Raw genomic sequence first — 13,219 nt, forward strand, 5'->3', positions numbered from 1 at the left:
GAAGATCAGCGGGGAATGGGGCTGGGCGAAGTGGGCGGCGCGCGCCGGTGCTTCGATAGGGCATATTCCAGCAGCGAAAGCGCCTGCAGGATGATGAAATTCAGCGCGAGATAGATCAGTGCCGCGCAGAGAAACACCTCCATGGTGCGGTAGGTCTGCGAGATCAGCCGCTGGGCAACGCCGGTGACCTCCCAGACCGTGACGAGGCTGGCAAGCGCAGTCGATTTCATCATCAGCACGATCTCGGTCGAATAGGCCGGCAGCGCATGGCGAAAGGCGATCGGCGCCAGGATGCGGCGCACCAGGAGGAAGCCGGACATGCCGATGGCGCGCGCCGCCTCGATTTCCCGTGTCGGCACGGCTCTTAAGCCAGCGCGGAAGATTTCCGCAGAATAGCCGGCCGTGCACAAAGCGAGCGAAAGCACGGCGCAGACCATCGGCTCGCGCAGGAAAGGCCAGAGGAAGGAATAGCGGATAACGCCGAACTGCCCCAAGCCATAAAAGACCAGAAACATCTGGATGAGCAGCGGCGAGCCGCGAAAGACGAAGATGTAGCCGCGGGCAAAGCCCGCCAGCAGCCGATTGCCGCTGACGCGCATCCAGACGATGAGAAGCGCCAGCAGGCCGCCGAAGAAGACCGACAGTGCAAACAGGATGAGCGTGGTCGGCACGGCCTTGATCAACGTCAGCATGGTCTGCGAGAGGAAGGCGATATCCATCTCTTACCCCCTGCCGATCATGGCGGCGGACTGGCTGCGGTCGGCCTGTCGCTCAGCGCCTTTGAACACCCGATCCGACAGGCTGGTCAGGATCAGATAAAGGCAGCCGCCGACGATATAGAAGAGAAAATACTGCCGGGTGGAGCCGGCCGCGACCTGGCTGGTGCGCATGAGCTCGGCCAGGCCGGTGACGGAGACCAGCGCCGAATCCTTCAGGCTCAACTGCCAGACATTGCCGAGGCCGGGAATGGCGAAGCGGATGACCTGCGGGAGCACGATGCGGCGCAGGCGCAGGCGCCTGCTCATGCCGATGGCCAAAGCGGCTTCCAGTTCGCCGGGGGGGATCGCAAGATAGGCGCCGCGATAGACCTCGGCCTGATAGGCACCGGAAATGATGCCGACCGCCAGCGCGCCGGCGAGGAAGGAGGGCAGGCCGAGAAAGCCCTCAAAGCCCAGCGCGTGACCAAGGGCTGTAACGGCGGAGCTGCCGCCGAAATAGATGAGATAGATGATCAGAAGCTCCGGCACGCCGCGAAACACCGTGGTGTAGACATGGCCGACAGCGGCACGCAGCGGACGGCCAGAGAGCTTCATGGCGGCCACCAGCGCGCCCAGGACAGCGCCGATGGCGAGCGCCGAGGCGGTGACCGCCAGCGTGATCAGCGCGCCCAGGAGCAAAAGCGCGCCCCAGCCACCGGAGCCGAAGCCGAGAAGTTGCAGGCTTGTCATCATGCCGTTCCCGCTCTGGCGCTCTTTGCGGCGCCCTTGCCTGAATTTGCCCGGCGGCGCGGGAGAGCCTTACCCGCGCCGTCGCATCACCTCACGCAGGCCTGGCGGCACGATGACCACCGAGCCCGTCCTGCCCGATCAGCGCGGGCTCACATCGATCTTGAACCACTTCATCGACAGCGTCTTCACCGTGCCGTCCGCCAGTGCGGACTTGATCGCCTCGTTGAACTTGTCGCGCAGGTCGGTGTCGGCCTTGCGGATGCCGAGGCCTTCTCCTTCGCCCCAGATCGAGCCGACGATCTCCGGGCCCGTGAAGGCCAGCGTGTCGTTTGCGGCGGCAAAGGCGTTATTGAAATAGACGGCATCGTCGAAACCGAGATCGATCCGGCCGTTCTGAAGGTCGAGGTCGCGATCGGCGCCAGTCTTGTATTCGCGAATTTCGGCAATATCGCCGAAATTGTCATAGATGAACTTGGCGTAGACGGTGGCGGCCTGGATGCCGATGGTCTTGCCCTTGAAGGCGGCCTTCAGCGCGTCGATCTCCTTCACGCCGGTCTGGCCGGGGGTCATCTGGATCGTGGCGCCTGTGCCGGCGGCTTTCGCAAGCGGGCTATCCTTGGCCGTAGCGAAGGCGGCGGGCGTGGCGGCGTAAGGAATGGTGAAATCGATGACCTGCTTGCGCTCGTCGGTGATCGACAGCGCATCCATGATCACGTCGAACTTGCCGGCATTGAGCGCCGGGATCATGCCGTCCCAATCGGAAGCCACCAGCTTGCACTCGAGCTTTGCGCGCTCGCACAGGACCTTGGCAAGCTCGGGTTCGAAGCCGCCGAGCGTGCCGTCGGCATTGGTGAGGTTCCACGGCGCATAGGCGCCTTCGAGCGTGATGGTGACGGTCTTCCATTCCTTGGCCTGGGCGGCCGGGGCGGCCAGCATCGTCAGGGCGCAGGCGGCGGAAAGAAGGGTTGCGCTAAGCTTCATCAAGCAGTCTCCTCTGAGGGTTGGGTCGTGACCCTTGCGGGCCATCATCGGCGTGAATGCGGCAGACCTGCCTAAATCACGACGATCTAAACCAAAAGCACGGAAGACCGGGTTTCGAACGAAAATCGCCTGAGGATCTGCGCTCCAGCCCTGCTCCCGCGTAAACCACCGGTCTGCCGCCGGCTTGCCCAAGCAAACACATGGTTTTGCGCTGCCGGGAGGTTGTATAGGGCAGCATATGGTTTATTGTGGCTGGCGCAAGAGGAAAGTCGCTTTATGAGCATTTTCATGCACTGCAAAAGGATTAGGCAATGAAACGGACCGACGGGCTTGGCCGGCAGAGGGCGCAGGGCGAAACGACCCCGCTCTACAGGGGTGTCAAGCAGGCGATCCTGGAGCGCATTCATAGCGGCGAATGGCCGCCGCGCCATCGTGTTCCCTCGGAAAACGAACTGGTCGCCGAATTGGGCGTCAGCAAGATGACGGCGAACCGCGCCCTGCGGGAGCTTGCCAGCGAAGGCGAATTGGTGCGCATCCAGGGTGTCGGCTCCTTCGTTGCCGAGCGGAAGGGCTATTCCGCCTTGTTCGAGGTGCGTAGCATTGCCGACGAAATTGCCGAGCGTGGCCATGTGCACGAGGCGTCCGTGGTGGTTCTTGCCCGCGAAACCGCCTCTCCCGAGGTCGCAGACGCCTTGGAGATCGAGATCGGCGCACCCGTCTTCCACTCGCTGATCGTTCACAGCGAGAACAGCGTGCCCGTGCAGGTGGAGGACCGCTTTGTGCGCCCGGATGCCGCACCCGCCTATCTGCAACAGGACTTCACCACCACCACGCCGAACGCCTATCTGACCTCCGCCGCGCCACTCTCCGGCTCTGAGCATATCGTCGAAGCCGCCATGCCGCAGCCTTGGGAATGCAAGCTGCTGACTATTCTACGCACCGAACCCTGCCTGACGATTCGCCGCCGCACCTGGTCCGGAAGCCAGGTGGTCTCGCTCGCGCGGCTGATCTATCCGAGCAATCGCTATCGGTTGGAGGCGCGCAACGGCCGCATCTTCGAGGATCAAACGCGCTAACTTGTATAGGGAACTTGGGACGCGGTCGCCACCGCAAGACCAAGAGAGCCTGAAATGTCCTCCAGACGGCCAGCCATTCCATCTCGCCGCAGGTCAAAATTTCCATCGAGATTATAAACTATATTATATCATATATTGATTTTATGTCCTGCTGTGCCTTATCTTGGCGCAGGACGAGGTCGGGTATCATAGCGCGGCCCATCGCGCGGCTGGCGCTGCCGCTTGGGCGCTCGTCATGCACTTTGAGATGAGAAAACCGATGAGTCGGACACGGGAGGGCGAGCTTGCGGCCCAAAATATGGCGGCAAAAGCCGAAGAGGTTGCGCTTCTCCTGAAGACACTGTCGCATCCGGCGCGCCTGATGATCGTCTGCACGCTCGTCGATACGGAATTGGCGGTCGGTGAACTGGAGGCGATGCTGGAGCTGCACCAGCCGCATCTTTCGCAGCATCTTACCGTGCTGCGCGCCGCGCGAATTGTCGAGCCCCGGCGCGCGGGAAAGCAGATCTATTATCGCCTGACACAAGCGAAAGCCGCCGAACTGGTCGGCGCGCTCCACGCTATCTTCTGCAGGAGACCCGAATGATCAGCGTCTTTCTCCCTTCGCTTTTCGGTGGCGCGCTGATCGGCCTGTCAGCGGTGATGCTGCTGCTTCTGAACGGCCGGATCGCCGGCATCAGCGGCATTCTCGGCGCGCTGGTCAGCGGCACCGGCCTTGCTGTCAATCTGGCTTTCGTGCTGGGTCTGATGCTCGGGCCCTTGGCTTATCTGTCGGTCTTCGGCCAATGGCCGGCGGTGGAGATCGAAGCGGGATGGCCGCTTGTCGTGCTCGCAGGTCTTTTGGTCGGCTTCGGCACGCGGATGGGCTCCGGTTGCACCAGCGGCCATGGCGTTCTCGGGCTCGCGCGGCTGTCACCGCGTTCGATCGCCGCCGTTGCCACCTTCCTGGCAGCTGGCATTCTCGCCGTCACGGCTCTGCGGGCGGTGGCGCCATGACGCATCCCCTCGCCCGGCCCGCGGCTGCGCTCGCCTCCGGCCTTGTCTTCGGCTTCGGCCTGTCCCTGTCGGGCATGCTTAATCCGGCACGCGTGCAAAGCTTTCTCGATGTGTTTGGCGCCTGGGATCCAAGCCTTGCCTTCGTGCTCGGCGGCGCCGTGCTTGTCGCCTTTGTCGGCGTCCAGGCCATGAAGCGGATGAAGCGCCCCGCCTTCGACGACCGCTTTCAGCTACCGGCGAACCGCCGGATCGATGCGCGCCTGCTGCTCGGCTCGGCGCTGTTCGGCCTTGGCTGGGGTCTTGGCGGCTTCTGCCCCGGTCCAGCCGTGGCGTCTCTGTCGCTTGGCCTGCCGAAGATCATGATCTTCGTCCTCGCCATGCTCACGGGCATGATCCTCCATGACCGTGTTGTAAGAAAGCGCTGAAAGGCATCGCCGCGCTGCATACTGCGGCGTGAAGACGGTAGCTCTTGCAGGCAACCGTCTTGAGCAACACTGCTGCGGATCGTGCCCGACCGAGAGGCCGTGCAGATCCACGACACTTAAGACATGATCAGACCGCCATCGACATTGATCGTCTGCCCCGTGATATAGGCCGCGTCGTCGCTGGCGAGGAAAGTGACGAGCCCCGCCACATCCTCCCCGGAACCGGCGCGTTTCATCGGGATGTTTTCCACCCACTCCTTCATCAACTCGCCGGGCGCATACGTGCCGAGCAGCTTGCCCCACGCTTCGTCATTATAGGCCCACATATCCGTTTCGATAATGCCGGGGCAGAAGGCGTTGACGGTGATGCCATCGCGCGCCACCTCCTTGGCAAGACTCTGGGTGATGCCGACGACGCCCATTTTGGAGGCGGCATAATGCGGAGTATAGATGAAGCCGTCACGCGCCTGGCCGGAGGCGGTGTTGATGATCCGCCCGCCGCTTTTGTGCTTGCGCATGCGCGCGATCGCCTCCTGGGCACAGAGGAAGACACCCTTGGTGTTGACCGCCAACACCTTGTCCCACTCCGCCTCGGTCATCTCCTCGATCCGGGCGATGGTGATGACGCCCGCGTTCTGGATGGAGACATCGACGCGGCCGAAGGCTTCTTCCGCCCGGTCGTAGAGCGCCACGACGCTCGCCTTGTCGGTGACATCGCAGAGAACCGAGATGGCCCGGCCACCAGCCGTTTCGATCTCGCGCGCAACCTGATGCACCGCCTCCTCATTGGCGGAAACCACGAGATGCGCGCCCTCGCGCGCGAAGCGCTTGGCGATGGCCGCGCCGATACCCCGGCTTGCGCCTGTGATCACCACCGTCTTGCCGTCGAACCGTGCCATTTCATCCTCCTTGCCGGCACGGTCGGGCTCCTCTTCTGCCCGACGCCGCCAGCCCTTGTCGCGAACTCAGATTGCGGCCACGCCTCATGCGGCCCTGGCGATGCCTAGAAAATCCTCGGCCTTCAGCGAGGCGCCGCCGACCAGCGCGCCATCCACATGCGGGACGGCGAAGATACTGGCAGCATTGCCGGCCTTGACCGAGCCGCCATAAAGCAGGCGCATCTCCGCGCCTGCCGTGCTGAAACGTGCCAGCAGACCTTGCCGCATCGCGGCATGGATCTCGGCGATCTGCTCTTCCGCCGGAACGCGTCCGGTGCCAATGGCCCAGACCGGTTCATAGGCAATTGCAGTGTTCTGCGCCGTCGCGTCGTCCGGCAGGGAACCGGCAAGCTGTTCGGCGACCACCCCAAGCGCCCGCCCAGCGTCCCGCTCGGCTTCGGTTTCGCCGACACAGATGATCGCCACCAGACCGGCGCGGTAGGCGGCGCGGGTCTTGGCGGCCACAAGTGCGCTTGCCTCGGCATAGGCCATGCGCCGTTCCGAATGGCCGACGATCACATGCGACGCGCCAGCCTCGACCAGCATCTCAGCCGAGATATCACCGGTAAAGGCGCCGGCCGGCTGGGCGTGGCAATCCTGCGCACCGATGCGCAGGGACGTGCCGCGCACAAGGCGTGCTGCTCGCTCGACCAGCGTGGAAGGCGGGCAGAGAACGAGATCGCAGGCAAGATCACCGGCGGCCGCAGCCATGGCCTCGATTTCGCGCAGAGCCTCGCCCGTGCCGTTCATCTTCCAGTTTCCGGCGATCAGCCTGCGCGGCCGGCTGACGATAGGCGTGCTTTCCATCTCCATCACCAGCAGCAGAAGCCGCCATCCACCAGGAGATCGACCCCGGTGACGAAGCTTGCGGCATTGGAGAGAAGGAAGACGGCGGGGCCGACCATTTCATCGACATTGGCCATGCGGCTCATCGGCGTCTGCTCTTCGAAGAGCTTGGTCTGATGCACCATTTCCGGCCGGGTATTCATCGGCGTGGCGGTATAGCCGGGCGAGATCGTGTTGACGCGAATGCCACGCCCGACCCACTCCATCGCCATCGACTTCGACATGTGGATGACACCGGCCTTGGACGCATTGTAATGCGCCTGGCTGAGGCCGCGATTGACGATGACGCCGGACATGGAGGCGATGTTGACGATCGACCCGCGCCCATGCTTCAGCATGGCCTTGGCCTCGGCCTGGCAGGAGAGGAAGACGCCTTTGAGGTTGATGTCCATCAGCGTCTGATACTGGTCTTCCTCCATCTCCTCAGCCGGATTGGCATTGGCGATGCCGGCCGCATTGACGGCAAGCGAGAGCGGGCCGAGATCGGCTTCCGTGCGGGCAACGGCGTCTGCAAGCGCTGCCTTGCTGGTGACGTCGGCGGCGATCTGGATGGCCTTGCGGCCGGCCTTCTCGATGAAGGCGGCCGTGGTGGCCAGGCCATCATCCGTGCGCCGGTCGATCAGCGCGATATCGGCGCCGCATTGGGCCAGCCCCATGGCGATGCGCTGGCCGATGCCGCTGCCGGCACCGGTGACGAGCGCGACATTGCCGGACAGATCGAACAGACGCGGTGCGTTGAGCGTGATCTCACTCATCGCTTTTCCTTTCGTTACAAAGTTGCAAGTTCCATGACCGAGACGTCATTGGCCTCTTCACGGGAAAGAATGCCGGCCTGGTTGCCCTGGGCCAGAACGAGAATCCGGTTGGAGACGCCGAGCACCTCTTCGAGGTCCGAGCTGACGACGATCACCGCCACGCCGCGCCGGGCGAGGTTGACGATGATGTCATAGATGCCGGCGCGCGCGCCGACGTCGATGCCGCGCGTCGGCTCGTCCAGCACCACTACCTTGGGATCGCGCATCAGCCATTTGGCGATGACCACCTTCTGCTGGTTGCCGCCGGACAGATCGGAAGCCGGCTGCTCGCCCCGCCCCTTGACGCCGAAAGCGGCAATGGCCTTGTCGGCAAAGGCGCGCTTGGCAGACGGCGTCAGCCAGCGGCTGGCGAAGCGGTCGAGATTGGCATAGACGAGGTTTTCGCCGATGCCGTGGGCCACGACCAGGCCCTGCTCCTTGCGATCCTCCGGCACCATGACGATGCCGCGCGCGATCGCATCCGCCGGGCTTTTCAGCGCCAGCACTTCACCATCGAGCTTGACGCTGCCGGAGGCGACGGGATCGGCGCCCGAAATGGCGCGCACCAGCTCGGTGCGGCCGGCGCCGACCAGGCCGGCAATGCCGAGGATCTCGCCCGCCTTGACGCTGAAGGAGACATCGCGGAAAGCGTCTTCGGCCGAGGTGAGCTTCTCCACCTCCAGCATGGTCTTCGGCTGCGGCTCCGGCAGGCTCGGGAACATCCGCTCCAGCGAGCGTCCGACCATGCTTTCGACGATGGTGCGCACGGGAATGGCGCTGTCGGCAAATTCCTGCACCTTCTCGCCATCGCGCAGGACAATGATGCGGTCGGTGATCTTGCGGATCTCTTCCATGCGGTGGGAAATATAGATGATGCCGACGCCCTCGGCGCGCAGCTTGCGCACCTGCTCGAACAGCGCCTCGGTCTCAGCGCCGCCGAGCGCGGCCGTCGGCTCGTCGAGAATGAGGAGGCGAGCGTTCAGGGCCAGCGCCTTGGCGATCTCGATCAGCTGCTGATGCGCGGTGGAAAGGCCCGCGACCTTGCGCGTGGCCGGGATATGCAGGTTCAGTCGCGCCAGTTGCTCCTGCGCGCGGCGCACCATCTGCGCCCGGTCGACCACGCCGTTCTTCATGGGCCAGCGGCCGATGAAGACGTTTTCGGCGACCGACAGCTCCGGCAAAAGCTGAAGCTCCTGGTGGATCAGCACCACGCCTTTGTCGATCGCTTCGGCCGGATTGGCAGGCGCATAAGGCTGGCCGAGCCAGGTCATGCTGCCTTCGCTCGGGCTGCGCGAACCGGCGATGATGCCCGAAAGCGTCGATTTGCCCGCGCCGTTTTCGCCCAGAAGTGCGACGACCTCGCCGGCATAAATGTCGAAGCTGACATCCTTCAGCACCGGCACCGGGCCGTATCGCTTGGAAATTCCCTTAAGGGACAGAACCGGTTCGCGCATGGCGCACCTCGATGTGGCAAAGGAGAAGGATGGACCGAAGGACCGAGCCGGCGGCGTGGAGGGAGAGGTCCGCGCCGCCGTGGCCAGATGCCATGCCCCGGCTCGTGAGGAGCTGCCGGAACATGGCCTGTTGTCCCGGCCGATCAGCCATGCCGATCGGCCGGATGCAGCCTGCGATCAGGGATGCTCGGCGATGAAGGCGGCGACATTGTCCTTGGTGGTCAGTGTCGCATCCATCAGCTGCACCGGCTCGACCTTCTCGCCACCAACGATCTTGGCAGCCATTTCGACGGCCATGCGGCCCATCTTCTGGGTCTGCTGGGTCGCGGTCACGTCGAAGACGCCGTTCTTCAGCGCTTCGAGCGCGGCGGTATCACCATCGAAGCCGCCGACGACGATCTTGCCCGAGGGATTGGCGACCTTGATCGCCTGGGCCGCGCCGAGCGCCAGGCCATCGGCCTGGGCGAAGACGATGGAGACATCGGGATGGGCCTGCAGCATGTTCTGCATGATCTGGAAGCCTTCGTCCTGGCTCCACATGTTGGACCACTGCTCGGCCACGACCTTCACGCCGGAATGCGCCTTGACGGCTTCCATGCAGCCCTTGGTGCGGTCGACTTCAGGCGTGGTGCCCTTCTGGCCATGGATGATGACCATATTGCCCTTGCCGCCGGCCTTTTCGATGATGTGCTGGCAAACCGCCTTGGCCGAGGACACGGAATCGGTGGCCAGGAAGGTATCGCCCGGCGCGCCATCGGCATTGCGGTCGACGTTGATCACGGGAACGCCGGCGGCCTTGGCGAGCTTCACCGGAACGGTGGCGGCGGCCGCACCGGCGGGGATGTAAATCAGCGCGTCGATATTCTGGGTCAGGAGATCCTGGATCTGGTTGACCTGGGTCGGGCCATCGCCCTTGGCGTCGACGGTGACGACCGAAATGCCGCGCTTCTTGGCTTCCGCCTCAACCGACTGCTTGATCTGGTTGAAGAAATTCGCCTGAAGATTGGCGACGGCGAGGCCGACCTTCTTCAATTCCTTGGCCTGGACAGGCCCAAGCGACAGAGCGAGCGTGGCAGCGGTCGCCAGCAGGATGCGAGACAGTTTCATGAGTTCCTCCTTGGGGTTGATCGGGACCGGGGTTAGCATTCCTCCCCCCGCGGGCCCTGGGTCCGCGCCACCTCGGGCGGCACGGAAATTCTGGTCGAGCCGGACAGGACCTGCCGGCCTCAGCGACGCTTGCGGCGCACGGTCTCGGCCCCGACGGCGAGCACGATGACCACACCGATGATGACCTGCTGGATGAAGGGCGAGACGTTGAGAAGATTGAGGCCGTTGCGCAGCACGCCGATGATCAGCACGCCGATCAGCGTTCCGCCGATGCCGCCGGCGCCGCCCGACAGCGACGTGCCGCCGATGACGACCGCAGCGATGGTGTCGAGCTCATAGCCGAAGCCGCTCGATGGCTGCACCGAGTCGAGACGCGCGGCCAGAACGATACCGGCAAGACCGGCCAGCATGGCGCAGCAGACATAGACGGCAATGGTGACGCGAGCGACGTTGATACCGGCCAACCGCGCCACTTCCTGATTGCCGCCGACGGCATAGAGCATGCGGCCTTCGGCGCGCAACTGCAGGAAGGCCCAGGCAACGACGAGCACGACCAGCATCAGGAAGACCGTGGCCGTCAGGGCCCCGAAATGGCGGTCGATGGCCAGCATCATGAACCAGTCCGGAAAGCCGACGATCTGCTGGCCGTCGGTGATCATATTGGCGACACCGCGCGCGGCCGACATCATGGCCAGCGTGGCGATGAAGGCCGGCACGCGGAACATCGTCACCATCAATCCGACGAGCAGGCCGCTTGCAGCGGAAGCAGCAAGACCAAAGACGATGCCGACGCCCAAAGGCAGGCCCGCAACATTGGCCGTCCAGCCCATGACCATCATGGAGAGCGCAAGCACGGACCCGACCGAGAGATCAATGCCGCCGATCAGAATGACGAAGGTCATGCCGACGGACATGATGCCGAGCACGGTGATCTGATCGAGAATATTCAGCCCGTTGCGCGTCGACAGGAAGGTGTCGGTCGCCAGGCTCAGAAACAGGCAAAGGCCGATCAGGCCGATCAACGGACCCGTTGCGCCGCGCAGCCAGGACCAGGACGGCTTGGATGCGTGCTTCTGCTCATTGATGCCGAGTACGGACATCGTTTCCTCCCTCATCAGCGGCGCTAGCGGCTATTCCTCCCAAGCAGAATAAATATTCATGCTTGTTGGAAAATTCATTAGCAAGTCTCTTTTAACGTGTCAACAGCGCCGAACGCGCTTCATATGCTTTGCTGCATCGCAATAGCGCCGCACTCGCCCGAAAAACCGGCTTGACTAAAGAGCGAACTGTGCAAAAATATCTATACAAGAATATTTATGCAAAGAGGATCCCATGGAGATCAACGAACTCGAGCGGATGGCGCGCGCTATCCGCCGCCGCGATCTGGAAGCCGTCTACGCCGCCGGCGCCGGCCATATCGGCGGGGAAATGTCGGTGATCGACATTCTCACGGCGCTCTATTTCCGCGTACTCAAGGTCTATCCCGACCAGCCGAAGCACCCAGGACGGGACCGTTTCGTGCTCTCCAAGGGGCACACGGCCTGCGCGCTCTATGTGACGCTGGCCAAGCGCGGCTTCCTGCCGGAAGAGGAGATCGCCACCTTCCTCGCGCCGCATTCGCGGCTGAACGGCCACCCGAACTGCAACAAGGTGCCGGGCGTGGAAACCAACACCGGCCCGCTCGGCCATGGTCTGCCCGTGGCCATCGGCATGGCGAAAGCCGCCAAGCTTTCCGGCGCCGGCTACCACACCTATGTCGTCACCGGCGACGGTGAGATGCAGGAAGGCTCCAACTGGGAAGCGATCATGGCCGCCGCCCAGTTCGGCCTCGACAATCTGACGCTTGTCATCGACCACAACCGCTTTCAGCAGGGCGCGTCGCTCGCCGATACCAACGGGCTTGCGCCGCTTCGCCCACGCCTGGAAGCCTTTGGCTGGGAGGTTGCCGAGATCAACGGCAATGCCATGGCCGAGGTCGTTCCCGCGCTCGAACATCGCGCAAGCCGCCCCTATTGCATCGTCGCCCACACCAATAAGGGCCATGGTATTTCCTTCATGCAGGACCGTGTCGACTGGCACCACAAGGTGCCGAACAAGGATCAATATGAAATCGCTCTCGCCGAGCTGTCGGAGGCCCTGTAAATGAACGCCCCCCTTTCCCAGCCCAAGCTGTTCGCCACCCCGCAATTGTTCGATTGCCGCGATGCTTTTGCCGAGACGCTGGAAGCGCTGGCTGCAACGGACGAAACCGTGGTCGCCGTCTGCAATGATTCGGTCGGGTCGTCGAAGCTCGGCGGCTTCAAGACGAAATTTCCCGAGCGGCTCGTCAATGTCGGTATTGCCGAACAGAACATGGTCGGCGTCGGCGCCGGCCTCGCCAATGGCGGCCGCCTGCCCTTCGTCTGCGCCGCTGCCTGTTTTCTCACCGGCCGCGCGCTGGAGCAGATCAAGGCCGACATTGCCTACTCCAACGCCAATGTGAAGCTGGTCGGCATTTCCTCCGGCATGGCCTATGGCGAACTGGGCCCGACGCATCACTCGATCGAGGATTTCGCCTGGACCCGCGTCCTGCCGAACCTCCCCGTGATCGCCCCGGCCGATCGGATCGAGACGGCGGCGGCGATCCGCTGGGCCGCCTCCTATGCCGGACCCTGCTTCCTGCGCCTGTCGCGCGTCGGCGTGCCGGACCTTTTGCCGGAAGGCCATGTGTTCGAACTGGGCAAGGCCAATCTTCTGCGCGAGGGCGGCGATGTCACCTTGATCGCCAATGGCACCTTGACCCACCGCATCCTCACCGCCGCCAAGCTTCTGGCCGAGCGCGGCATCGAGGCGCGGGTGCTGAACATGGCGACGGTGCGCCCGATCGATGAGACCGCGATCATCGCCGCCGCGCGCGAGACCGGGGCGATCCTGACGGCTGAGGAGCATTCGATCTTCGGTGGCCTGGGCTCGGCCGTGGCGGAAGTCGTGGTCGACCATGCACCGGTGCCGATGAAGCGACTCGGCGTGCCCGGCGTCTTCGCGCATACCGGTTCGGCCGAAATGCTGCTGGACGAGTACGGCATGACGCCGCCCGCGATTGCCGACGCTGCAGCAGCGCTTGTTCAGCGCAAGGGCTGAGCCATCATCATCGATGGGTATTGGGTTTTCAGCC

Annotated in this window: 15 protein-coding genes; 6 read left to right on the top strand and 9 right to left on the bottom strand. The window is 63.7% G+C overall.

Going from position 1 to position 13,219, the window contains the following annotated elements; all coding sequences use genetic code 11:
• Nucleotides 1–5: 5 nt before the first annotated feature.
• The 3 genes from BMX61_RS08410 to BMX61_RS08420 form a co-directional block, all read right to left on the bottom strand.
• Nucleotides 6–719, bottom strand: a complete 714-nt coding sequence (locus BMX61_RS08410) for an ABC transporter permease (RefSeq protein WP_075626278.1) — start codon at nt 717–719, stop codon at nt 6–8.
• 3 nt (nt 720–722) lie between these two features.
• Nucleotides 723–1,448, bottom strand: a complete 726-nt coding sequence (locus tag BMX61_RS08415; protein ID WP_075626388.1) for an ABC transporter permease — start codon at nt 1,446–1,448, stop codon at nt 723–725.
• Between the two features lie 138 nt (nt 1,449–1,586).
• A complete protein-coding gene (locus tag BMX61_RS08420) occupies nt 1,587–2,429 on the bottom strand; it encodes a transporter substrate-binding domain-containing protein (RefSeq protein ID WP_075626277.1) in 843 nt (280 codons plus the stop codon).
• A gap of 311 nt (nt 2,430–2,740) precedes the next feature.
• On the opposite strand from BMX61_RS08420, the gene hutC reads away from it, so the two are divergent.
• From hutC to BMX61_RS08440, 4 genes are all read left to right on the top strand, one after another.
• Complete coding sequence (gene hutC, locus BMX61_RS08425; RefSeq protein WP_075626276.1) at nt 2,741–3,505, top strand: histidine utilization repressor; 765 nt, start codon at nt 2,741–2,743, stop codon at nt 3,503–3,505.
• Nucleotides 3,506–3,764: 259 nt separating this feature from the next.
• Complete coding sequence (locus BMX61_RS08430; protein WP_234801460.1) at nt 3,765–4,091, top strand: ArsR/SmtB family transcription factor; 327 nt, start codon at nt 3,765–3,767, stop codon at nt 4,089–4,091.
• Nucleotides 4,091–4,501 (top strand): YeeE/YedE family protein, encoded by a 411-nt coding sequence (locus BMX61_RS08435; RefSeq protein ID WP_075626387.1) that lies wholly within the window; start codon nt 4,091–4,093, stop codon nt 4,499–4,501. Before BMX61_RS08430 ends, BMX61_RS08435 begins: the two co-directional genes overlap by 1 nt.
• Complete coding sequence (locus tag BMX61_RS08440; protein WP_075626275.1) at nt 4,498–4,926, top strand: YeeE/YedE family protein; 429 nt, start codon at nt 4,498–4,500, stop codon at nt 4,924–4,926. The genes BMX61_RS08435 and BMX61_RS08440 overlap by 4 nt, the downstream gene beginning before the upstream one ends.
• Nucleotides 4,927–5,042: 116 nt before the next feature.
• Here BMX61_RS08440 and BMX61_RS08445 read toward each other — a convergent pair whose 3' ends face one another.
• The 6 genes from BMX61_RS08445 to BMX61_RS08470 form a co-directional block, all read right to left on the bottom strand.
• Nucleotides 5,043–5,825 (bottom strand): glucose 1-dehydrogenase, encoded by a 783-nt coding sequence (locus BMX61_RS08445; protein WP_075626274.1) that lies wholly within the window; start codon nt 5,823–5,825, stop codon nt 5,043–5,045.
• 84 nt (nt 5,826–5,909) lie between these two features.
• Nucleotides 5,910–6,671, bottom strand: coding sequence for a triose-phosphate isomerase (tpiA, locus tag BMX61_RS08450; RefSeq protein ID WP_075626385.1), 762 nt, complete (start codon nt 6,669–6,671; stop codon nt 5,910–5,912).
• A 5-nt stretch (nt 6,672–6,676) separates the two neighbouring features.
• Nucleotides 6,677–7,465, bottom strand: coding sequence for an SDR family oxidoreductase (locus BMX61_RS08455; protein WP_075626273.1), 789 nt, complete (start codon nt 7,463–7,465; stop codon nt 6,677–6,679).
• Between the two features lie 14 nt (nt 7,466–7,479).
• Entirely contained in the window at nt 7,480–8,958 is a 1,479-nt protein-coding gene (locus BMX61_RS08460; protein WP_075626272.1) for a sugar ABC transporter ATP-binding protein, read from the bottom strand.
• A gap of 177 nt (nt 8,959–9,135) precedes the next feature.
• Nucleotides 9,136–10,065 (bottom strand): sugar ABC transporter substrate-binding protein, encoded by a 930-nt coding sequence (locus tag BMX61_RS08465; RefSeq protein ID WP_075626271.1) that lies wholly within the window; start codon nt 10,063–10,065, stop codon nt 9,136–9,138.
• A gap of 119 nt (nt 10,066–10,184) precedes the next feature.
• Entirely contained in the window at nt 10,185–11,165 is a 981-nt protein-coding gene (locus BMX61_RS08470) for an ABC transporter permease (protein ID WP_075626384.1), read from the bottom strand.
• Nucleotides 11,166–11,397: 232 nt separating this feature from the next.
• On the opposite strand from BMX61_RS08470, the gene BMX61_RS08475 reads away from it, so the two are divergent.
• Nucleotides 11,398–12,207 carry a transketolase gene (locus BMX61_RS08475; protein WP_075626270.1) on the top strand — a complete coding sequence of 270 codons (810 nt, stop codon included), beginning with the start codon at nt 11,398–11,400 and terminating at the stop codon, nt 12,205–12,207.
• A complete protein-coding gene (locus BMX61_RS08480; protein ID WP_075626269.1) occupies nt 12,208–13,185 on the top strand; it encodes a transketolase family protein in 978 nt (325 codons plus the stop codon). It begins immediately after the preceding gene.
• Nucleotides 13,186–13,219 lie beyond the last annotated feature (34 nt).

It is taken from the genome of Xaviernesmea oryzae (assembly GCF_900109605.1).
Classification (GTDB): Bacteria; Pseudomonadota; Alphaproteobacteria; order Rhizobiales; family Rhizobiaceae; genus Xaviernesmea; species Xaviernesmea oryzae.

Excerpts from the sequence above, each read along its gene's own strand:
- BMX61_RS08410 (WP_075626278.1), bottom strand. The coding sequence starts at position 719 with ATGGATATCGCCTTCCTCTCGCAGACCATGCTGACGTTGATCAAGGCC.
- BMX61_RS08415 (WP_075626388.1), bottom strand. The coding sequence starts at position 1,448 with ATGACAAGCCTGCAACTTCTCGGCTTCGGCTCCGGTGGCTGGGGCGCG.
- BMX61_RS08420 (WP_075626277.1), bottom strand. The coding sequence starts at position 2,429 with ATGAAGCTTAGCGCAACCCTTCTTTCCGCCGCCTGCGCCCTGACGATG.
- hutC (WP_075626276.1), top strand. The coding sequence starts at position 2,741 with ATGAAACGGACCGACGGGCTTGGCCGGCAGAGGGCGCAGGGCGAAACG.
- BMX61_RS08430 (WP_234801460.1), top strand. The coding sequence starts at position 3,765 with ATGAGTCGGACACGGGAGGGCGAGCTTGCGGCCCAAAATATGGCGGCA.
- BMX61_RS08440 (WP_075626275.1), top strand. The coding sequence starts at position 4,498 with ATGACGCATCCCCTCGCCCGGCCCGCGGCTGCGCTCGCCTCCGGCCTT.
- BMX61_RS08445 (WP_075626274.1), bottom strand. The coding sequence starts at position 5,825 with ATGGCACGGTTCGACGGCAAGACGGTGGTGATCACAGGCGCAAGCCGG.
- tpiA (WP_075626385.1), bottom strand. The coding sequence starts at position 6,671 with ATGGAAAGCACGCCTATCGTCAGCCGGCCGCGCAGGCTGATCGCCGGA.
- BMX61_RS08455 (WP_075626273.1), bottom strand. The coding sequence starts at position 7,465 with ATGAGTGAGATCACGCTCAACGCACCGCGTCTGTTCGATCTGTCCGGC.
- BMX61_RS08460 (WP_075626272.1), bottom strand. The coding sequence starts at position 8,958 with ATGCGCGAACCGGTTCTGTCCCTTAAGGGAATTTCCAAGCGATACGGC.
- BMX61_RS08465 (WP_075626271.1), bottom strand. The coding sequence starts at position 10,065 with ATGAAACTGTCTCGCATCCTGCTGGCGACCGCTGCCACGCTCGCTCTG.
- BMX61_RS08470 (WP_075626384.1), bottom strand. The coding sequence starts at position 11,165 with ATGTCCGTACTCGGCATCAATGAGCAGAAGCACGCATCCAAGCCGTCC.
- BMX61_RS08475 (WP_075626270.1), top strand. The coding sequence starts at position 11,398 with ATGGAGATCAACGAACTCGAGCGGATGGCGCGCGCTATCCGCCGCCGC.
- BMX61_RS08480 (WP_075626269.1), top strand. The coding sequence starts at position 12,208 with ATGAACGCCCCCCTTTCCCAGCCCAAGCTGTTCGCCACCCCGCAATTG.